This window comes from Magnetospirillum sp. XM-1, from assembly GCF_001511835.1.
GTDB lineage: Bacteria > Pseudomonadota > Alphaproteobacteria > Rhodospirillales > Magnetospirillaceae > Phaeospirillum.
Genome location: NZ_LN997848.1, coordinates 1890901 through 1912145 on the forward strand (window position 1 = coordinate 1890901; position 21245 = coordinate 1912145).

Genomic DNA, 21245 nt, shown 5'->3' on the forward strand with positions numbered 1-21245 from the left:
GTGGCGCGATGCGTTCCTTATCCCCTAGGATTGTGTCGAATTCAAGAGGCTCAGGGCAATTTTCGGGCTAAAGTCCGGCGGTGCGATCGTATAAGTACGAAAAATGCATGATTTACCCATAGATGCCGTCATCCCGGAAATCCGCTCGGTCCTGGCCGCGTCCCACGGACTGGTGCTGCAGGCTCCGCCGGGGGCGGGCAAGACCACCCGCGTGCCGCTGGCCCTGCTGGACGAGCCCTGGCTGGCGGGGCGTCGCATCCTGATGCTGGAGCCCCGGCGGCTGGCCGCCAGGGCTGCCGCGTCGCGCATGGCCGCCACCTTAAGTGAGCAGCCGGGCGAGACGGTGGGCTGGCGCATCCGCTTCGACTCCCGCGTCGGGCCGAAGACCCGCATCGAGGTGGTGACCGAGGGCATCCTGGGCCGGATGATCCAGGACGACCCGTCGCTGGACGGCGTGGGGCTGGTGATCTTCGACGAGTTCCACGAGCGCTCGCTGTTCGCCGATCTCGGCTTGGCCCTGGCGCTGGAATGCCGTCAGGCCCTGCGCGACGACCTCAAGCTGGTGGTGATGTCGGCGACGCTGGACGGCGGCCCGGTGGCGCGGCTGATGGGCGACGTGCCGCTGGTGACCAGCGAGGGCCGCGCCTTTGCCGTCGAGACCCGTTTCCTCGCCCGCCCCGAGCCCCGCGCCTTCGTCGATGCCGTGACGGCGGCCGTGGTCCGCGCCCTGGACGAGGAGGAGGGCGACGTCCTGGTCTTCCTGCCCGGCGCGGGTGAAATCCGCCGGGTCGAGGCCTTGCTGGCCGAGCACAGGGCGGCGCGCGGCGTGCTGATCGCGCCCCTTTACGGCGACCTGTCCCAGGAGGCCCAGGATGCCGCCATCCGCCCGCGCAAGGATTGCGGGCGCAAGGTGGTGCTGGCTACCAGCATCGCCGAGACCTCGCTGACCATCGAGGGCGTGCGCGTGGTGGTGGACGGCGGCAGGATGCGGGTGGCGCGCTTCGATCCCGGCTCGGGCATGACCCGGCTGGCGACGCTGCCGGTGTCGCGCGCCGGAGCCGATCAGCGAAGGGGACGCGCCGGACGCCTGGGGCCGGGGGTGTGCTACCGCCTGTGGTCCGAGGCCGACGACCGCGCCCTTCTGCCCTTCACCGCACCCGAGATGGTCGAGGCCGACCTCGCCCCCCTGGCGCTCGATCTCGCCCAGTGGGGGGCGGGGGACGCAGGCACCCTGGCCTGGCTCGATCCGCCGCCCGCCGCCCATCTGGCCCAGGCCCGCGAACTGCTGGGCGAACTGGGGGCGCTGGATGATGATCTGCGCATCACCCCTCACGGCAAGGCCATGGCGCGCCTGGGCCTGCATCCCCGCCTCGCCCACATGGTGCTGAAGGGGCGCGAGTTCGGCCTGGGCGGGCTGGCCTGCGATCTGGCCGCGCTTTTGGAGGAACGCGACGTGCTGCGCCCGGGGCAGGGGGCGCGTGACGGCGACGTCCGCCTGCGCCTCGACGCGTTGCGGGGCGAGGAGCGGGGATTGCCGGTGGATAAGGGCGCGCTGGCCCGCGCCCGCCAGGCGGCCCGCGACAGCCGCCGCCGCCTGGGCCTCAAATCGGGGGAACAGCAGGGCGAGCGCGGCGACGCGGGCCCGCTGCTGGCCCTGGCCTATCCCGACCGCATCGCCCGGCGGCGCCCCGGCGGCGAGCCGCGCTACGCCATGACCGGCGGCGGCGGCGCCGTGTTCGCCTCCCACGAGCCCCTGGCCGCCGAGGAATGGCTGGTCCTGGCCGAGACCGACGGTGACCGGCGCGAGGCCCGCATCTTCCTGGCCGCGCCGCTGACCCTGGCCGAGATCGAGGCCCGGTTCGAGGACGACATCCGGGCCGAGACAGTGTGCCGCTGGGACGGACGGGAAGAGGCGGTGCAGGCCCGCGCGCGGCGGATGCTGTGGTCCCTGGTCATCGAGGACAAGCCGCTGAAATCCGCCGATCCCCAGGCGCTGGCCGCCGCCATGGCCGATGGCGTGCGGCAGATGGGGCTGGCCTGCCTGCCCTGGACGCCGGACCTGGAAAAGCTTTGCCGCCGCGTCGCCTTCGTGCGCGGGCTGGAGCCGGAGGGCGAGTGGCCCGATTTGTCCGAGGCGGCGTTGCTGGCCGGGCTGGAGGACTGGCTGGTGCCTTACCTTTCCGGCATCACGAGGCGCGCCCATCTGGCCCGCCTTGACCTGGGCGCGGCTCTTTCCGGCCTGTTGTCGTGGGAGCGCAAGAAGCGTCTGGACGAACTGGCCCCCACCCATGTGGAGGTGCCGTCCGGCTCGCGGGTGCCCATCGACTATTCGGGCGAGGTGCCGGTGCTGGCGGTCAGGCTCCAAGAGATGTTCGCCTGCGCCGAGACGCCGCGCATCGGCGGGGGCAAGGTGCCCCTGCTGCTGCACCTGCTGTCGCCGGCCCGGCGGCCCATGCAGGTGACCCGCGACCTCGCCAGCTTCTGGGCCAACGCCTACAAACAGGTGAAGGCCGACCTGAAGGGCCAGTACCCCAAGCACTGGTGGCCCGACGACCCCATGCAGGCCGAGCCCACGGCGCGGGCCAAGCCCAGGAAGTAGGGGGGCTCTAGCGCTTCCTCGCCCCCAGCACCGTCGCCAGCATGGTGACGATGAACAGGGCGATGGCCGCCGCGTTGCCCATTCCGCCCCACTGGCGGATCGCGTGGATGTCCAGCAGGTCACCCGCCACGCGCAGTAGAAGCGAGGCGTGCAGCACGGCCAGCGGCAGGTAGAACACCGGCTTGTAGGGCACCGCCACCCGCAGCACGGCGGGCAGGATGACGGGGGCGTGGCCGTAGACCATGGCGAAGACGAAGCCGACGAACAGGCAATGGAGCGCCGCGTCGTACATCACGCCGGTCTCGCCGGCGCCCAGGCGGGTCATCAGCAGACCGGCGAGCAGGGCCCAGGCATAGCCCGACAGCAGGCACACCGCCACGTAGCGGGTGAGCCCCGGCTGGCGGATGGTGCGCTTGACCACGTCGTTCATCAGCGACCACAGGGTGAGCAGGGCGAGGCCCAGGCCGAACAGCGTCCACGACGCCATGGCCATTCCGGCCAGCAGCAGAAGAAGGGGCGGAAACAGGGTGGGGGTGCGCCAGCGCCAGGGCGGCAGGAAGCGCGACAACTCCAACCGCTCGCCGGCGATGGTCAGCACCAGGAAGGCCGACCACATGGTCACCGAGGCGGCGGCCTCCCCGCTTGCGACCCAGGCCAGGTTGCCTGCCGCCCAGGACAGTCCGCCCAGGCCGAGCACCGTGGTGAACACCTCGCGCTGGCGGGCGATGACGACAAGGCTCATGGCGACGAAGATCAGGCTGCCGGCCAGCAGCAGCGTGGCGCCGGCCTGGGGCATCCCTGCAATCAGCAAGATGCCGCCCAGGGCGGTGAACAGCGGCGAGCCGTAGCCCCAAAGCTTGGCCAGGGCCACCGCCCGCTCCAGCCCGATGACGGTGCCGAAGAAGCCGCAGATCATCAGCGGCCCGTGGGCCAGGGCCAGGTCGGCGCCGCCCACCGGCCAGCCCAGGCGTCCCTCGCCGGCGACGATGCCGGCCACCAGGGAGACGGCGCCTGCCATCAGCAGCGGCAGCCGGCGTGCCGTGACGCTCATCAGCCCGGCCAGCCCATGATGGCCTTGGCCGAGGCCGACATGCGCGACGGTTCCCAGAAGGGGGAATCGAGCACTTCGACGCTGACCGGCAGCTCGTCCTTGGCGGCTTCGCGCGCCACCCGTTCCGACTGGTCGGCGAGATAGGCGCTTTGCGGGCAGGCCGGCGTGGTCATGATGAGGTCCACGTAGATGCCTTCCGGCGCGACGCGGATGCTTTCCACCAATCCCAGGTCGACGATGTTGACCCCGACGTCGGGATCGATGACCTGGCGCAGCGCTTCGCGGATTTCGTCTTCGGTGATCATGGGCTTCGTCCTGATTGCGACGGAAATACCTTAGCGCGGCGCTGCGGCTCCCGGCATGATGGCGGTCAAGCCGGCAAGAAGACGTTGAACGCGCTGCCCTCGCCGGCGGTGGAGTCCACCCAGACCCGGCCGCCGGCCCGTTCGACGATCTTCTTGACGATGGCCAGACCGATGCCGGTGCCCTCGAACTTGTCGCGGGTGTGCAGGCGCTGGAAGATGCCGAAGATGCGCTCGGAGAATTGCGGGTCGATGCCCATGCCGTTGTCGGTGACCGACACCACCCAGCCGCCATCGGCGTTGACGGCGGAAATGCGGACGATGGGGGTGCGTTCGGGGTGGCGGTATTTCAGCGCGTTGCCGACCAGATTCTGGAACAGCCGCACCATGTCGTCGCGCACCAGATCAAGGACCGGCATGCCGGGCGCCCGCTCCACCTGGGCGCCGGTCTCCACGATGGTGGTGCGCAGGTTGGCGATGGCCTCGTCGATGGCGTCGCCCAGGTTGACCGCTTCCACGGGCAGGGCGCGATGGCCGATGCGCGAGAATTCCAAAAGGTCGATCATCAGCCGGTCCATGCGCTTGGCGCCGTCGCGGGCATAGGTGATGTAGTCGCGCGCGTCGGAATCCAAGGTGGCGCCGTAGCGGCGCTCCAGCAGCGAGACGAAACTGGCCACCTGACGCAGCGGCTCGCGCAGGTCGTGGCTGGCGATATAGGCGAATTGCTCGAGATCGGCGTTGGAACGGGCCAGTTCGGTGGCCTGCTGGGTCATGGCCCGCTCGGCCGCCAGGCGTTCGGAGATGTCGCGGAACACCAGGACGGCGCCCTTGACGGAATTCCGGTCCCAGATGCCGGTGACGATGAACTCCACCGGAAAGCTGCCGCCGTTGGTGCGCCAGAAGGTTTCGCCCTGCACCTCGCGGGTCTCACCGTCGCGCAGGGTTCCCAGGATGGGGCAATCCTCGTGGGGGTAGGCCGAACCGTCCGGGTGGCTGTGGTGGTTGGTGGCGTGCAGGTCGTTGCCGATGGGGTCTTCGTGTTCCCAGCCCAGCATGGCCCGCGCGGCGGGATTCATGAAGGTCACCCTTCCCTGGGCGTCGATGCCGCAAATCCCTTCGCCCGCCGTGGAAAGGATCAGTTCGGCCTCGCGCCGGGCGCGGTCGGTGGCCATCTGCGCCTGTTCCTCGGCCTTCATGGCGCGCAGCAGGATCAGGGCCAGCAGCGAGACGGCCAAGGTTACCAGACCGGCGATGGAGGCCAGGGTGGCCGTCTGGCGCCGCCAGGGCGTCAACAGATCGTCGATGCCGGCGGTAACGATGACGATCAGGGGGTAGTCGCGCAGCCGCTGGAACGACACCAGCCGCTCCTTGCCGTCGACGAACTGGCTGGCCGAGCGGAAGATTCCCTTCAGCGCCAGGGCGTAGTTCTCCTTGAAGGACGGCGTGTCGGCGATGTTGAGGCCGATGACGTGGTCTTCCTGCGGCACGCGGAACAGGAAGGTGCCGTCGGCCCTGAGGATGGCGATGGAGCCCGAAGGCTTGATGCGCTCGGCCTCGAAGGTCTTGGCGATGCGGTCGAGCTCGATGGCGGCGAACAGCACGCCGGTGTCGCCGCCGCCCTTGTCCACCGGAACCGAGACGGGAATGCCCCATTTTCCGCTCACCCGGCTGATGACCGGATTGCCGATGTAAAACCCGCGCGTCTCCATGCGCGCCTGCGCCTTGACGTAGTCGCGGTCCGAGACGTCGGCCAGCGGCTTCGCGCCCCGCTTGGGGATGTAGTGCAGGCCGCCCGAGCGCGTCACCATGCGGATGTCCAGCATGCCGTCCGACATGTGGCGCAGGCGGTCGACCAGGGCGATGAAGGCCGGCGTGTCGCCAGGGTCCATCTGGGGATGCTCGGCCAGCCAGAGATTGCTGACCGCCAGCGACGTCTCGGCATGGCGGAACAGCCGCAGCGTCTGTTCCTCGGCCGCGGTGGTCAGCTGCTCGAGGATCACCGTGCTCGACGTCAGGACCCCCTTGCGCTGGGACCACGACCAATAGGCCACGAAGCCCCACAGCACCAGGAGCATGGCCCCTAGCAACCCCACCACGATTCTGCGGCTGGAGGGGCGGAAATCCACTGATTCTTACCGGCTTTCCTGGAAGCGGACGGGCTCGCCCGCGGCGCTTCCCAGCAATTGGCCGTCGCGCATCACCGTCTGGCCGCGCACGATGGTGGCGATGGGCCAGCCGGTGACCTTCTGCCCGTCGAAGGGCGTCCAGCCGCAGCGGCTTTCGATCCAGTCGTTGGTGATGGTGCGCTCGGCCTTCATGTCGACCACGGTGAAGTCGGCGTCGTAGCCCACTGCGATGCGGCCCTTGCCGACGATGTTGTAGATCCGGGCCGGGCCGGCGCTGGTCAGGTCCACCAGACGTTCCAGGCTGAGGCGGCCGTGGTTGACGTGGTCGAGCATCAGGGGCACCAGGGTCTGCACCCCGGTCATGCCGGACGGGCTTTGGGGATAGGGCTTGTCCTTTTCCTCGCGGGTATGGGGCGCATGGTCCGAGCCCAGCACGTCCACCACCCCGTCGGCGATGGCGGCCCACAGGGCGTCGCGATGCCGCGTGCCGCGGATGGGCGGGTTCATCTGGGCGTAGGTGCCCAGGCGCTCGTAGCAATCGGGCGCCGCCAGCGTCAGGTGCTGGGGGGTGGTCTCCACCGTGGCGATGTCCTTGTGCCCGGCCAGGAACTCCATCTCCTCGGCGGTGGTGACGTGCAGCACGTGGACGCGCCGCCCGGCCTTCTCCGCCAGGGCGACCAGGCGCTTGCTGGCCATCAGCGCGGTCTCGACGTCGCGCCACTGGTGGTGGACGCGGGGATGCGCCCCTTCCTCGGCCACATGCTTGCGCTCGACCAGGCGGCCCTCGTCCTCGCAATGGACGGCGATGCGGCGGAAGCCCTGGGCCAGCACCCGGGCCAGCGTCTCGTCGTCGGCCACCAGCAGGTTGCCGGTGCTTGATCCCATGAAGATCTTGATGCCGGCGCAGCCGGGAATGCGCTCCCATTCGGCCAGATGGTCGATGTTGTCGGACGCCGCGCCGATGAAGAAGGCGTGGTCCACCCAGGCGCGGCCCCGGGCGCGGGCCAGCTTGTCCAGGATGGCGTCGGCGGTGGTGGTGGACGGCTTGGTGTTGGGCATCTCGAAGATGGCGACCACGCCGCCCTGGGCGGCGGCCCGCGTGCCGCTCTCCAGGTCCTCCTTGTGCTCCAGGCCGGGTTCGCGGAAATGCACCTGGGTGTCGATGACGCCCGGCAGCACGGTCAGGCCGCGCAGGTCGACGTCGTCGGCGGCCGAGGCGCCCAGCAGGTCGCCGATGGCCCGGATGCGGCCGTCGCTGACGGCGATGTTGGTGCGCAGCGTGCCGCTGGGCGTCACCACCATGCCATTGCGCAGGATCAGGTCGAAGGTCTGGGCCATGGCGCTTCTCCAAACAAGGTATCGGAGGATTATATCCGTTCCGCCAGTTCGGAAAAGGTATCACCACTAGGAATCCGTCCGAGAACGTGCCTTTGGTGCCACAGCGCATAGAACAGCAGCGTCCAGCAGGCGAAGGCGGTGTCCTTGGAGCAATCCTTGAACAGGCGCTTCACCTTGCCGGGATGGCAGATTTCCTCGATGCCCGGCTGGTGGGCCACCAGGGCGCCGACCTCGGGGCTGGCCGCGATCCATTCGCCCACGGGAACGGTGAAGCCGCGCTTCTTGTCGAAGGGGCGGGCGGCGGGCAGCGCCGTTTCCAGCCAGCGGCGCAGCAGCCACTTGCCCAGGCCCTTCCTGACCTTCATGTGGTCGGGCAGGCGGAAGGCGAAGGCCGCCACCACCGGGTCGAGGAAGGGCACGCGGCCCTCGATGCCGTTGGCCATCAGGCAGCGGTCGGCCTTGGTCAGCAGGTCGTTGGGCAGCCAGTCGGCGCAATCCACCGCCTGGGCCGTCTGCAGCCGCGTGCGGCCCGGCAGGGATTCGGTCCGCTCGGCCAGCTTCATGCCGTGGCGCCAGTGGCTGGTGACGCCGTCGCGCAGCAGGCCGTCCAGCCCGTCGAAGGTGCCTTTCCTGCGCATGGGCTTGGTCAGCGGCCAGGGGCGCATGGCGTGGCGGTAGCGGCCATAGCCGCCGAACAGCTCGTCGCCGCCCTCGCCCGACAGGATGACCTTGACCTCCTTGCGCGCCTCTTGCGCCAGCTTGAAGGTGGGCAGGCAGGCGTAATCGGCGGCCGGGTCGTCCATGGCGGCGGCGACCTGGGGCAGCAGGGACCAGAAGTCGCCTTCCCCGAATTCCACCTCCACGTGGCGCGCGCCGACGGTGCGGGCCAGCTCGCGGGCGTGGGCGCGCTCGTCATGGGCCCTGGTGCCGGGGAAGCCGGCGGTAAACGCCAGCACGCCCCTGGGGTTGAGGCGCGCCATCAGGGCCAGCACCACCGATGAATCGATGCCGCCCGACAGGAACATGCCGTAGGGCACGTCCGAGCGCTGGTGCAGCTCCACCGATTCGGTCAGCGTGTCGTCCAACTCGTCCAGCAGGCGGTCGGGGCTGCCCTCGACGGGGGCGCCGGCGGGCAGGGCGGGCAGGCGGCGGCTTTCGCTGACGCAGCCGGCTTCGGCCACCACCGTCTCGCCGGGGCTGAGGCGTCGGATGCCCTTGAAGATGGTCCGCGTCCCGGTGGTGAACTGCAGTTGCAGCAGCTCGGCCAGGGCAACGGGGTCGATCTCCGCCTTGACCTGACCCGCCGCCACCAGGGCCTGGGGCTCGGAGGCGAAGGCCAGGCCGGGGCTGTTCTCCACCAGATAGAGCGGCTTGATGCCGAAGGGGTCGCGGCTGAGGATCAGCTTCTCCGCCCCGCCGTCGTGGATGGCGATGGCGTACATGCCGCGCAAGCTTCGGGCGAAGGCCGGTCCCTGGTGGCGATAGAGATGCAGCGGCGGCTCGCAGTCGGAACCGGTGGCGAAGCTTTGCCCCGCCATGTCCGCCTTCAGTTCCAGGTAGTTGTAGACCTCGCCGTTGGCGACGATGGCGTTGCCCTTGCCGTCCAGGATGGGCTGCCGGCCGCCTTCCAGGTCGATGATGGACAGGCGGTTCTGCACCAGCCCCACATTGCCCTGAACGTGGCGGCCGCGCCCGTCGGGGCCGCGATGGGCCAGGGCGTCGGCCAGCCTGTCCAGCACCTTCTCGTCGGGCGGTGCGCCCGCGGTCATCAGGCCGGCGATGCCGCACATCAGCGCTTCACCTTGTCGAAGAATTCGAGATAGCGCGCCACCACGGCGTCCTCGGTGAACTGGCGCTCGTAGGCGCTGCGGCCCATTTCGGCCAGGGCGCGGGCGGTGTCGGGTTCGGCCAGCAGGCGGCGGATGGCAAGCTGAAGGGCCTTGTCGTCGTCCACCGGCACCAGCACTCCGTCCACGCCGTCGGTGATCAGCTGTTTCGGCCCCTGGGAGGCCGCCGCGATGACGGGCCGCGCGGCGGCCCAGGCCTCGATCACCACGTTGCCCAGGGGCTCGTGGCGGGACGGGCAGACGAACAGGTCGCCGGTGGCGTACAGCGCCGCCACGTCGTCGCGCCAGCCCAGGAAGCGCACCCGGGGCTTGACCGACAGATGGGCGGCCAGGGCTTCCAGCTCGGCGCGCTCGGGCCCTTCGCCGGCGATCCACAGATAGCAGTCGTGGATCGGCTCCACCGCCTTCAGCAGCACGTCGAAGGCCTTGTTGGCGTGCAGGCGGCCCATGGCGACGATCAGCTTGGCGCCGGGCGGCGTGTCGAACGAGGCGCGCGACACCGGGGCGGTGCCGCGTGAGTCGGCGACGAAATTGGGAACGTAGTGAACCTGCCCGGCCGGTCTTCCCTGGGCGACGATCCAGTCGCGGATATCGGGCGTGTTGCCGATCAGGTGGTCGCACTGGCGGTAATATTTCAGGTCGTAATAGCCGCCCAGGCGGCCCACCGTCACATGGGGACCCTTGGGCACGAAGCGCGACGCCCGGTTCATCCAGGTCAGGACGATATCGGGCCGGAACGCCTTGACCTCGCGCCGGAAGCGCCAGTGGGTGACGAGGTCGAGCGCGCCGCCGAAGGGGGCCTCCACCACGTCGAGGCCCTGGGCGCGCAGCCTCTCGGCGCGCTTGGGATTGTCGCGGATCAGCAGGCGCTGGGTCACCCCGGCGCGGGCCAAGGCGGGGGCCAGACGCTCGAAAAACGCCTCGGCTCCGCCATGGGGCGCGCCGGCCATGGCTTGGAGCAGCCGGGTCATTTCAGCCAGCCTTCCAGGGTCGCCGCCACGCCGTCCCAGGTCCGGGTCTTCCACTGGGCGCGGGCCTCGGCCCCCATGGCTTGTTGGACCGACCGGTCGGTCAACAGCATGACCGCCAGATTGGCGAAGGCGTCGTCGTCGGGGGCCGAGTAGCCGGTCACTCCGTCAACGATGCGTTCAGGCGCCGCACCCAAGGGGCGGATCACCGCCGGGCAGCCCGCCGCCTGGCTTTCCATCAGGGTGAAGCAGCCCATGTCGTCGGCATGGCCGGGATAGAGGTGGACGTTTGCCTCGGACAGGGCGGCGCTCATCAGATGGTCGCCCTGGGGGCGGGCCACCACCACGCCGTGGGCGGCGGCCTCCAGCACCTTGGCGGCCAGGGGGCGCAGGCCCTCTTCCACCGCGCCGCCTTCCGCCGCGCTGGCCAGCGTCATGGAGTGGACGTGCAACTCGGCGTCGGGCGCCCGGGGGCGGATCTTCCTGACCCACAGGTCTACCAGCCAGTCCAGGCCGTGGGCGGGATGGGTGGTGACGATGGCGCGCGGCGGGTCCTGGGGCCTGGGCGAGACGTTCAGGTAATCGGGGCGCACCGCCATGGGCAGCAATCCGGCGGCCAGTCCCTTGGCCTGGAAGTCGCGGGCCTGGGCCTCGGCGACCAGGAGTAGCAGCGGCTTGTGGGTGTCGAGCATGGCGCGCGTCGCCGGGCGGTCCAGCATGCGCCCCGGCCCGGTATGCCAGAACACCCGCTTGCCGGCGTGGCGGACGAATTCGAGGAGCGCCGGCTTGCGGAAGGCGATCAGCGCGTCGGTGCGCAGCGGCTTCTTGCCGTCGAAGACCTCCCACTGGGCGCTCTCGATATGCATGCCCCAGCGGCAGCGGTTGAACACCTGCACGGTATGGCCGAGGCGGGCCAGGGCGCCGGGCAGCGAGGCGAAGGCCTTCTCGGCCCCGCCCAGCGGGCGCGAGGCGGCGGAATAGCCGTCGAAGGGGATGGAATCGTCCACGAGGGTGATATGCATGGTGGGAATCTTATAAGACGGCCAGGGGGGCTTGTCATCCCGGCTGGTTTGACCCACCCTTTACGTCGGAAGGGGAGTTGAAAAGGAAGTGCGAGAATGAGCGACAAGGTCTTCGTGCGTCTGGAACAGCGCGCCGTGCTGGAAGTGGGAGGCGAGGACCGCCGCGCCTTCCTGCAGGGACTGGTCTCCAACGACATGAACAAGGTGGCCGGCGACCGGGCCGTCTTCACCGCCCTGCTCACCCCCCAGGGCAAGTTCCTCTATGACCTGTTCGTGGTGGAGCTGGGCGAGGTCTTCCTGATCGAGGCCGAGGCGGCGCGCATCGAGGAGCTGAGGAAGAAGCTCTCCATGTACAAGCTGCGCTCCAAGGTGAGTGTGGGCGTGGCGGCCAACACGGCGGTGTTCGCGGTGCTGGGCGAGGGGGCTGCCGCCGCCTTCGACCTGGGGGCCGAGGCGGGCGCGGCGACGGAATTCGCCGGCGGCACCGTCTTCGTCGATCCCCGTCTGGCCGAAGCCGGCCTGCGCGCCCTGCTGCCCGCCGACGGCGGCCCCCGCGTGCTGGAGGCCAACGACTTCAAGCCCGCGCCCTTCGAGGTCTGGGATGCGGCCCGCATCCGCCTCGGCCTGCCCGACGGTTCGCGCGACCTGGAGGTGGAAAAGGCCATCCTGCTGGAAAACGGCTTCGAGGAGCTGAACGGCGTCGACTTCAACAAGGGCTGCTACATGGGCCAGGAGTTGACGGCCAGGACCAAGTATCGCGGCCTGATCAAGAAGCGCCTGATGCCGGTCAGCATCGACGGTCCCGTTCCCGCCCCCGGCACGCCGATCCTGCTGGGCGAGGTCGAAGCCGGCGAGATGCGCTCGGCCTGCGGCCATAGCGGTCTTGCCCTGGTGCGCCTGGAACAGTTCCGGGCCCAGGGCGGCGCCGGGCTGTCGGCCGGCGGAGCCGCGCTGATCGCCGCCAAGCCCAAATGGGCGGTGTTCCCCGAAGGTGAGTGAGTCCATGCAGGAGGACGAGGGGGAACTGGCCCGGCGGGTGACGCCGCTGACCGTGGTGGCGGATCTGGCGGAGACGGTGGCCACCTACGTGGCCCTGGGCTTCGAGCCGGTGGAGAGTGGCGATGCGGGCTGCGTCGGCCTGCGCGCCGGGCCCACCTACCACGTGATCGCGACCAAGTCCTATATGGAGCGCCAGTTCAGTCCGCTGACCGTGGCGCTGCTGCTCGACCGCACCACGCCCTATGTCTACGTCTCGTCCCTGGACGAGGCCAAGGCGCGGCTGTCGCCCATGGCCGCCATCGTCGAGCAGGCGGCGCCGGGCGACGGCGTCCGCGAGGTGGTGGTCGAGACCGGCGGGCAATTGCTGGTCCTGGCCGAGAAGGTCACGGCCGAGGGTTAGAGGCTGTCAGGCTTAGGTGGAACCCCCTTCACCGTCATGGCCGGGCTTGACCCGGCCATCCATGGACCCTCGGGTCAAGCCCGAGGGTGACGAAAAGGAAAATTCGCTCCAACCAAACTCGGACAGACTCTAAGCGACGGCCGATTCCAGGGCGGCGATCTGCTCGGGCGTCATGCCGGCGATCTGGGTGGTGGTGAAGGCGTCCACCTGGGTGGCGGTCAGCGCCTCGATCTGGATCGGGGCCAGGGCCGCGACGTTGGTGGTGGACATCCCCGACACCTGGGTGGTGGTCAGGCCGCTCAGCTGGCCCGCCGACAGCGACGCCATCTCGGTGGTGCTGAGATTGCTGACCTGGGTGGGGGTCATGGCGCCGATCTGGGTGGCCGACAGGCGGGCGAACTGGGTGTTGGTCAGCGCCTGCAGCTGGGAGCCGGTCAGGTTGGTCACCTGCACCGTGGTCAGGGCCTGGATCTGGGTGTCGGTCAGCGCCTGCACCTGGGTGGCGGACAGGGCGCGGATCTGCATGCGGGTCAGCGACCCCAGCTGTTCCTGGTCCATCTGGGCGATCTGGGTGGTGGACAGGCTGCCGATCTGGGTCGGCGTCAGCGCGGCGATCTGTTCCCCGGCCAGGGCGTAGAACTGGGTGGCGTCCAGGCTGCCCAGCTGCTCGGCGCTCAGTCCGACGATGCTGGTGGGCGACAGGGCGTTGACCTGGGACGGGGTCAGCGCCCCGATCTGGGTGGTGGACAGGGCCGACAGCTCGGTGACGGTCATGCCCCAGATGCCGTATTGCGACAGCGACGAAATCTGCGTGGTGGTCAGCGCCTGCACCTGGGTGGTGGACAGCGACGCGATGCCGGTGGCCGACAGGCCGCCCAGCTGGGTGGTGGTCATGGAATCGATTTCGGTGGCGGTCAGGCCGCCGACCTGGGTGGTGGTCAGCGCGCCCATCTGGGTGACGGTCACCGCCTGCAGCTGGGTGGTGGACAGCGCCCCCAGCTGGGCCCCGGTCAGGCCGCCGATGCCGGTGGTCGACAGCGAGGCGATCTGGGTGGTGGACAGGCCGCGCACCTGGGTGTTGGACAACGAGCCGATGCCGGTGGCGCTGAGACCCGCCAGCTGGGTGGCGGCCAGCGATCCCACCTGGGTGGTGGACAGGCCGCTCAATTGAGCGGAGGCCAGCGCGCCCATCTGGGCGCCGGTCAGGCCGCGCAGCTGGGTGGTGGACAGCGCGCCCATCTGGGCCGACGACAGCCCGCCCATGGCCGAGGTGGCCAGGGCCGCCATCTGGGTGGCGGCCAGTCCGCGGATCTGGGTGGCCGACAATCCACCCACCTGGGTCGACGACAGGCCCGACAACCCGGTGTTGGACAGCGCGTTCAGCGAGGTGGTCGAGAGGCTGCCGATCTGGGTGGCCGACAGGGCCCGCACCCCGGCGGTGCTCAGGCCCGCCAACTGGGTGCTGCTCAGACCGGCCAGGTCGGCGGTGGACAGCCCCTGGATCTGCTCGGTGCCCAGCGCGCCTATCTGGGTGGCGGACAGCCCGCGCAGCTGGGTCAGCGACAGGGCATCCACCTGGGTAGCCGACAGTCCGGCCAGGGCGGTGGTGTTGAGCGCCGCCATGTGGGTCACCGACAGGCCGCCCATCTGGGCGGTGGACAGGCCGTGGATCTGGGTGGTGGCCAGGCCCGAGACGGCGGTGACGGTCAGGGCGGCGATCTGGGTGGGCGTCATGGCGCCGATCTGGGTCTCGTCCAGCTCGTCCACCTGCTCGGCCAGCAATCCCCGGATCTGGGTGATGGTGAGCGCGCCCACATCCTCGGCGGTCAGGTCTCCCACCGCGCTTTCGGACAGCTGGCCGATCTGGGTGGCGGACAGGCCGCGCAACTGGGTGATGGTCAGGGCGTCGATCTGGCCGCCGGTCAGGCCGCCCACGCCGCCCACCGACAGCGCCGCGATCTGGGTGGCGGTCAGCTGGCCGAGCTGCGCCGTGGACAGCGCCGCCGTCTGGGTGCTGCCCATGCCGGCCAGCTGGGTGGTGGACAGCGAGGCGAAGGCGGTGCCCGACAGGCCCGCCACCTGGGTGGCGGTCAGGCCGCCCATCTGGGCGGCGGTGAGCGAGCGCAGCTGGGTGGCCGACAGGGCCGCGACCTGGGTGGAGCCCAGGCCCGACAGCGCCGTCTGGCTCAGGCTGGCCACCTGGGTGGTGGACAGGGCCGCCACCTGGGTAAGGCTGAGGCCGGCGCTCTGCTCGGCGGTCAGGCCGGCCAGCGCGGTCACCGGCAGGGCGCGCAGCTGGGTCACGGACAGCGCCGCCAGCTGGGCGGTGGACAGGGCTGCCGCCTGGGTGGCCCGCAGGCCGGCGATCTGGGTGGCGGTCAGCGCGGCGATGGCGGTGGTGGGCAATCCTCCCACCTGGGTGGAGCTCAGGGCGCTCAGCTGGGTGGCGGACAGGGCGCCCAGCTGGGTGGTGGACAATTGCGCCAGACCGGTGGTGGACAGGCCCCCGATGCTTGCCCCCGACAGGGAGCGGAGCTGGGTGACCGACAGCACGCTCAACTGAGCCGGGTTGAGGGCGCCCAGTTGCGCCCCGCCCAGCCCCGCCACCTGGGTGGCGGTCAGCACCGACAGCCCGGTGGAGGACAGGCCGGCGAACTGGGCCGAATCCAGCGCGCCCAATTGCGCCGTGCCCAGGCTGCGCACCTGGGTGGCCGAGAGCGCGCCCAGCTGGGTGGTGCTGACGCCCGCCATCTGCTCGGCGCCGAGGCTGGCGATCTGGGTGGTGGACAGCGCCGCCATCTGGGTGCTGGAAAGCCCGTCGATGCCCGATTCGGACAGCCCGGCCATCTGGGTGGCGGACAGCGAGCGCAGCTGGGTGGTGGACAGGCTGGCCATCTGCGACGACGACAGGCCGTCGATGGCGCCGGCGGCGATGGCGGCGATCTGGGTCGCGCCCAGCGCGGTGAGCTGGGTGGTGGCCAGGGCGCTGATCTGCTCCTCGCGCAGGCCGGCGATCTGGGTGGCGGTCAGGGCCCGGATGCGGGTCTCGGTGAACACTCCCATCTGGGTGGGCGACAGGCCGCCCACCGCGGCCGCCGACAGCGCCCCCATCTGGGTCGCCGTCATGCCCGACAGGGTGGTGGTGGACAGGGCCGCCACCTGGGTGGCGGTCAGGCCGCCCAGCTGGGTGACGGACAGCGCCCCCAGATCGGTGGCCGACAGCCCGCCCACCTGCTCTTCGGTCAGCGCGCCGACCTGGGCCGCGCTCCAGGCGCGAAGCTGGGTGGGAGACAGCGCCTCGATCTGGGTGGCTGACAGCCCGGCGATGCCAGAGGTGGACATGGCCGCCAGCTGGGTGACGGAGAAGGCGGAAAGCTGGGTGGTGCTGAGATTGACCACGGTGTCCGCCGACAGACCCTGCATCTGGGTGGTGGACAGCCCGGCCAGCTGGGTGTTGCCGAGCCCGGCGATCTGGTCGGCGGAGAGCGCCGCCAGCTGGGTCGCGCTCAGGCCGCGCAGCTGGGTGTTGGTCAGCGCGCTCAGGGTGGTGGTGCCCAGTCCCGCCACCTGGTCCTGGCTCAGCGCGGCGATCTGGCCGGCGCTCAGGGCCTTGACCTGGGTGTCGCTCAGGCCGGCGATCTGGGTGTTGGTCATTCCGGCCATGGTGCCGGCCGACAATGCGCCGATCTGCGAGGTCGAGAAGGCGCCCACCTGGGTGGTGGACAGGGATTCCATCTGGGTGGCGGTCAGGCCGCGCAGCTGGGTGGTGGACAGTACCGCCATGTCGGTCGGCGTCATGCCGTCCAGCCCAAGCTCGGACAGGGCGGAAAGCTGGGTGGGCGACAGCACGCGGAGCTGGGTGGCGGAGAGCGATTCGATCTGGTCGGCGCCAAGCGCGGCCAGGGCGCTGGGGCCCAGCGCCGTCACCTGGGTGATGGACAGCGCCGCCAGTTGCCGGGTGGTCATGGCTTGGGCCTGGGCCGCGCTCAGGCCGCTGACCTGGGTGGCGGACAGCGCCCGGATGCGGGTCTCGCCCAGGGTGGACATCTGGGTCTCGGTCAGGCCGCTCATGGCGGTGGCGGACAGCGCCCCCAACTGGGTGGCGGTCAGGCCGTCCAGGGTGGTGGTGGTCAACGCCCCCATCTGCGACGCGGTCAGGCCCGACAGCTGGGTGACGGTCAGCACGCCCAGCTCGGCCGAGCTCAGGCTTTCCACCTGGGTGGGCGACAGCCAGCCGACCTGGGTGGCCGACAGGGCCCGCATCTGGGTCGAGGACAGCTGGGTGATCTGGCTCTGGCTCAGGCCGCTCACGCCGGCGGCGGACAGCGCCCCCATCTGGGTGGAGTTGAACTGGGTGACGTCCAGATTAACGATGGTGTCGCCGGACAGCCCGCGCATCTGGGTGGTGGACAAGGACGCCACCTGGGTATTGGTCAGCGCGCCGAGCTGGGTCGCCGTCAGCCCGGCCAATTGCGACGGGCTAAGGGCGCGGACCTGGGTGACCGACAGCGCCGCGATGGTCGCGGTGTCGAGGCCGCCGACCTGCTCGATGCCGAGCGCCCCGATCTGGGTGGTGGACAGCGCCGCCAGCTGCGTCGGCGCCAGTCCGGCGATGCCGGTGGTGGACAGGCCGCCCATGGCGGTGACGCTGATCGCCGCCACCTGGGTGGCGGTGAGCGCCGCCAGCTGCCCGGAATCCAGGCTGGCCGTCTGGGTGGCGGTCAGGCCGCGGATCTGCGACGCCGAGAGCGCGGCCAGTTCGTCGTAATCCAGCCCGTCCAGCCCGTCCTCGGACAGGGCGCCGATCTGGGTGGCCGACAGCGCCCGCAATTGCGTGGTGGACAGGGCGCCGACCAGGGCGCTGGACAGCCCGGACAGGGCGGTGTTGCTGATACCGCTCACCTGGGTGGCCGACAGCTGCCCCAGATGCGAGGTGCCCAGGGCCGCCAGCTGCGCCGCCCCCAGGCCGCCGATCTGGGTGGTGGACAGGGCCGACAGCTGGGTCTGGCTCAGTCCCTCGATCTGGGTGGTGGACAGGCTGGCCAGCTGGGCCGCGGTCAGGCCGCGCAGCTGGGTGATGGACAGCTCGCCGATCTCGGTGGATTCCAGCTGGGAAAGCTGGGCGGCGGAGAGGCCGGCCAATTGGGTGGGGGTGAGCGATCCCAGCTGGGTAACGCTAAGCGCCGCCACCTGGGTCTCCGCCAGTCCGGCGATGCCCGAGGCGGACAGGGCGGCGATGCTTGAGGTATTCAGGCCTTCGATCTGGGTCTGGCTCAGCGCGCCGACCTGGGTCGCGGTCATGCCGCCGAACTGGGTGCGCGTCAGGGCCGACAGCACGGTGGCCGACAGGTTGGAGATCTGGTCGGGGCTGAAGCTGGAGATCTGGGTGGTGGACAGCACCCGGATCTGGGTCATCGACATGGCGTCGATCTGGCTGTTGCTCAGGCCGGGAATGGCGGCGCTGGACATGGCGGTCAGCTGGGTGAAGCTGAGAAGGCCGATCTGGGTGGTGGACAGTTCGGACAGGCTGGCCGCGCCCAGGCCGCGAATCTGGGTGGCGGTCAGGGCCGCCATCTCGGTTTGGGTCAGACTCTGAAGCTGCGAACCGCTCATGGCCCCCAACTGGGCGGTGGTCAGGGCGCGCAATTGGGTGAAGGACAGCTGGGCCACCTGATCGGGGGTCAGCGCCGCCACCTGGGAATTGGCCAGCCCCGAGACCTGGGTGATGCTCATGGCCCCCATCTGGGTGGCGGACAGGACGGCCACCTGGGCCTCGGTCAGGGCGCGCAGCGCGGCGACGCCCAGGGCCGCCACCTGGGTCGACGTCAGGGCCGCCACCTGGGTGTCGGAGAGCAATCCGATATTGGTGGCGGTCAGCGCCCGAACCTGGGTGACGGACAGCGCCGATATGGCGGTGTCCGACAGGGCGGCGATGGCGGTGTCCGACAGGGCGGAAATCTGGGTGGCGGTCAGCGCCTTGACCTGGGTCGCCGACATCTCGCCCAACTGGGTCTGGGTCAGTCCGGCCAGCTGGGCCGGGCGCAGTGCCGCGATCTGCGTCTGCGACAATCCATTCAGCTGGGTGGTGCCGAGCAGGCCGATCTGGGTGGCGGTCAGGCCGGCGATCTGGGTGGTGGCGAGGCCGCCCAGCGCCGTCGGCGTCAGCCCCGGCAACGCGTCGGCGGTCAGGGCCGCCAATTGGGTGTCGGCCAAGCCTTTCAGCTGGGTCGATGTCAGATGGCTGACCTGATCGGCGGTCAGGCCGGCCAGGGCGATGACGCCCAGCCCGCCGAGCTGGGTGGCCGACAGTCCGGCCAGCTGGGACTCGCTCAGCATTCCCACCCGGTCCTGGGACAGGCCGATCAGGCCGGTGGTGGACAGGGCGCCGATCTGGGTGGCGTCCAGCGAGTTGAACTGCTCGTCGCTTAAGCCCCGGATGTGTCCGGCGGTCAGGCCGCCGAGCTGGGTGGCGGACAGGCGGTCCAGGGTGGTCTCGGTCAGAGCCCCCGCCTGATCGACGCTAAAGCCCCCCATCTGCGCCGACGACAGCGCCGCCAGCCGGGAATCGGACAGGGTCTCGATGACCTCGACCGACAATCCCTTGATCTGGGTGGCCGTCAGCGCGCCCACCTGGGTGGTGGACAATCCCGCCATCTGAGCGGGCGTGAAGGCCGACAGCTGGCCCGAGGTCAGGCTGCGCAACTGGATCAGGCTGAGCGCCCCCAGCTGGGCCGGGGACATGGCCTCGATCTGCTCGTTGGACAGGTTGGCGATCTGGGTGATGTTCAGCCCCGTCACCTGGACGGTGCTCAACTGGCCGATCTGGGTCGGGTTCAGTCCGGCGATCTGGGTGGGGAGCAATCCGCCCAGCTGGGTCTGGCTGAGCGCCCCCAGTTGTTCGGCGCTCAACTGCACCATCTGGAATTCGTTGAGGCCGCGCAGCGCCGTGGTGGTCAGCGCGCCGATCTGGGTGGTGCTGAGCGCGGCCAGCTGGGTCTCATCGAACTCGGTCAGGGCACGCAGGCCCAGGCCCTTGACCTGATACTGGTTCAGGCCGGCGATCTGCGTCGGGTCGAGGGCGTGGATCTGCTCGGCGCCCAGCATGCCGATCTGGGTCGCCGACAGGGCGGCGAACTGGGTCGCGGTCAGGGCGCGCAACTGGCTTTCCCCCAGCCCGGCCATGGCGGTCAGCGCCAGGGTGGCCACCTGCGAGGCGCTCAGGGCCTGGATCTGGTCGGGCGACAGATAGCTGACCTCGGTGGCGGTCAGCGCCTTGATCTGGGTGGCGGTGAAGGCCGCCACCTGGGCCGGCGTCAGGGCCCCCACCTGCTCCTGGGTCAGCCCGACGATGTCGGTGACCGTCAGGCCCCGCACCTGGGTGGCCGAAAGTCCGCTGATCTCCATGGTGGAGAAGGTGGCGAACTGCGAGGTGGTGAGCGCCCCGATCTGGGTGGCCGACAGTCCGGCGATCTGGGTGGCGTCCAGGGATTCCACCGCCGTGGTGGACATCGCCCGAATCTGGTTGGTGCTTAAGATCGCCACCTGATCGGCGGACAGCTGGTCCACCTGGGTGCCATCCAGGCCGGCCACCGCCCTGTTCGCCAGGTAGGAAATCTGGGTGACGGTCAGCCCCGACAATTGCTCGTTGGTCAGGCCGCCGACCTGCTTGGCAGTCATGGCGCCCAGCTGGGTCGAGCTTAAGCCCGCCATCTGGGTCGCGCTCAGGGTGGCGATGGCGGTGGTGTTGAGGAACTGGAACTGCGAGGCGGTAATGGAGGCCATCTGGGTGGCGTTCATCACCGCGATTTGGGTTTCGGCCAGACCCTGGACGCCGAAGGCGCTGAGCGAGGCGATCTGATCGGCGCTCATGGCCGAGATCTGGTCGGCGCTCAGCGCGCCGGTCGCGGTCTGCGTCAGGCCGCGTACCTGGATGGTGGACAGCGCCCCCACCTGGGTGGCGCTGAACGCCGAGACCTGGGTGGAAGACAGCGCCAGCATGCCGGTGATGGACAACCCGCCCAGCTGGGTCTGGGTCAGCGAGGCCAGGGTCGCGGTCGAGAGCTCGCCCACCTGGGTTCCGTTCAAGGCGGCGATCTGGGTCGTCCCCAGGCCGGTCATCTGGGTGGGGGTCAGCGCCCCGGTCTCGGTGACGGTCAGGCCGCGCATCTGGGCCGACGACAGCGCCGACAGCTGGCTGGGGGCCAGGGCGCGGAACTGGGTCACCGTCATCTCGCCCAGGTCGGTGGCGGTCAGCCCCTTGATCTGCAAGGCCGACAGCGACGAGATGACGTCCACCCCGAAGGCGTCGAACTGGGCGTCGAGCAGCACCGACAATTGCTCGCCGCTGAAGGCCACCTGCGAGGGCGACAGGGTGCTGATCTGCGTCTCGGTCAGGCCCGCCATCTGGGCGGTGCTGAGCGAGGACAGCTGGGTGGCGCTGAATTCCTGGATCTGCTCGACGGTGAAGGCGGCGACCTGGAACGAGCTGAGCTCGCGGATGTCCGACGCGGTCAGGTCCCGAATGGCCGCACCGCTCAGCTGAGCGATCTGCGCCTCATTCAATGACGATATGGACGAGACCATGTGTGCTTCT

Annotated in this window: 11 protein-coding genes; 3 read left to right on the top strand and 8 right to left on the bottom strand. The window is 70.0% G+C overall.

Annotation, left to right across the window (positions count from 1 at the left end):
• Window positions 1-103: 103 nt before the first annotated feature.
• Entirely contained in the window at window positions 104-2599 is a 2496-nt protein-coding gene (gene hrpB, locus XM1_RS08825) for an ATP-dependent helicase HrpB (protein ID WP_068432734.1), read from the top strand.
• A 7-nt stretch (window positions 2600-2606) separates the two neighbouring features.
• Here hrpB and XM1_RS08830 read toward each other — a convergent pair whose 3' ends face one another.
• From XM1_RS08830 to XM1_RS08860, 7 genes are all read right to left on the bottom strand, one after another.
• Complete coding sequence (locus XM1_RS08830; protein ID WP_068432736.1) at window positions 2607-3650, bottom strand: hypothetical protein; 1044 nt, start codon at window positions 3648-3650, stop codon at window positions 2607-2609.
• Complete coding sequence (locus XM1_RS08835) at window positions 3650-3955, bottom strand: metal-sulfur cluster assembly factor (RefSeq protein ID WP_068432738.1); 306 nt, start codon at window positions 3953-3955, stop codon at window positions 3650-3652. The genes XM1_RS08830 and XM1_RS08835 overlap by 1 nt, the downstream gene beginning before the upstream one ends.
• Before the next feature lie 65 nt (window positions 3956-4020).
• Complete coding sequence (locus XM1_RS08840; RefSeq protein WP_068432740.1) at window positions 4021-6027, bottom strand: ATP-binding protein; 2007 nt, start codon at window positions 6025-6027, stop codon at window positions 4021-4023.
• A 57-nt stretch (window positions 6028-6084) separates the two neighbouring features.
• On the bottom strand, window positions 6085-7416 hold the full coding sequence (locus tag XM1_RS08845; RefSeq protein WP_068432742.1) for a dihydroorotase: 1332 nt from the start codon (window positions 7414-7416) through the stop codon (window positions 6085-6087).
• A gap of 29 nt (window positions 7417-7445) precedes the next feature.
• Window positions 7446-9206, bottom strand: a complete 1761-nt coding sequence (gene asnB, locus XM1_RS08850; RefSeq protein WP_068432744.1) for an asparagine synthase (glutamine-hydrolyzing) — start codon at window positions 9204-9206, stop codon at window positions 7446-7448.
• Window positions 9206-10234, bottom strand: a complete 1029-nt coding sequence (locus tag XM1_RS08855) for a glycosyltransferase (protein ID WP_068432746.1) — start codon at window positions 10232-10234, stop codon at window positions 9206-9208. The genes asnB and XM1_RS08855 overlap by 1 nt, the downstream gene beginning before the upstream one ends.
• Entirely contained in the window at window positions 10231-11253 is a 1023-nt protein-coding gene (locus XM1_RS08860) for a glycosyltransferase (protein WP_068432748.1), read from the bottom strand. Before XM1_RS08860 ends, XM1_RS08855 begins: the two co-directional genes overlap by 4 nt.
• Before the next feature lie 96 nt (window positions 11254-11349).
• Here XM1_RS08860 and XM1_RS08865 point away from each other — a divergent pair, with 96 nt between their 5' ends.
• Both XM1_RS08865 and XM1_RS08870 read left to right on the top strand, forming a co-directional pair.
• Entirely contained in the window at window positions 11350-12252 is a 903-nt protein-coding gene (locus XM1_RS08865; RefSeq protein WP_068432750.1) for a folate-binding protein YgfZ, read from the top strand.
• A gap of 4 nt (window positions 12253-12256) precedes the next feature.
• Entirely contained in the window at window positions 12257-12652 is a 396-nt protein-coding gene (locus XM1_RS08870) for a hypothetical protein (protein WP_068432752.1), read from the top strand.
• A 129-nt stretch (window positions 12653-12781) separates the two neighbouring features.
• Here XM1_RS08870 and XM1_RS08875 read toward each other — a convergent pair whose 3' ends face one another.
• Entirely contained in the window at window positions 12782-21235 is an 8454-nt protein-coding gene (locus XM1_RS08875) for a hypothetical protein (protein WP_156428682.1), read from the bottom strand.
• Between the last annotated feature and the right edge of the window lie 10 nt (window positions 21236-21245).

Excerpts from the sequence above, each read along its gene's own strand:
- XM1_RS08835 (WP_068432738.1), bottom strand. The coding sequence starts at position 3,955 with ATGATCACCGAAGACGAAATCCGCGAAGCGCTGCGCCAGGTCATCGAT.
- asnB (WP_068432744.1), bottom strand. The coding sequence starts at position 9,206 with ATGTGCGGCATCGCCGGCCTGATGACCGCGGGCGCACCGCCCGACGAG.
- XM1_RS08865 (WP_068432750.1), top strand. The coding sequence starts at position 11,350 with ATGAGCGACAAGGTCTTCGTGCGTCTGGAACAGCGCGCCGTGCTGGAA.
- XM1_RS08860 (WP_068432748.1), bottom strand. The coding sequence starts at position 11,253 with ATGCATATCACCCTCGTGGACGATTCCATCCCCTTCGACGGCTATTCC.
- XM1_RS08875 (WP_156428682.1), bottom strand. The coding sequence starts at position 21,235 with ATGGTCTCGTCCATATCGTCATTGAATGAGGCGCAGATCGCTCAGCTG.
- XM1_RS08840 (WP_068432740.1), bottom strand. The coding sequence starts at position 6,027 with ATGCTCCTGGTGCTGTGGGGCTTCGTGGCCTATTGGTCGTGGTCCCAG.
- XM1_RS08830 (WP_068432736.1), bottom strand. The coding sequence starts at position 3,650 with ATGAGCGTCACGGCACGCCGGCTGCCGCTGCTGATGGCAGGCGCCGTC.
- hrpB (WP_068432734.1), top strand. The coding sequence starts at position 104 with ATGCATGATTTACCCATAGATGCCGTCATCCCGGAAATCCGCTCGGTC.
- XM1_RS08855 (WP_068432746.1), bottom strand. The coding sequence starts at position 10,234 with ATGACCCGGCTGCTCCAAGCCATGGCCGGCGCGCCCCATGGCGGAGCC.
- XM1_RS08870 (WP_068432752.1), top strand. The coding sequence starts at position 12,257 with ATGCAGGAGGACGAGGGGGAACTGGCCCGGCGGGTGACGCCGCTGACC.
- XM1_RS08845 (WP_068432742.1), bottom strand. The coding sequence starts at position 7,416 with ATGGCCCAGACCTTCGACCTGATCCTGCGCAATGGCATGGTGGTGACG.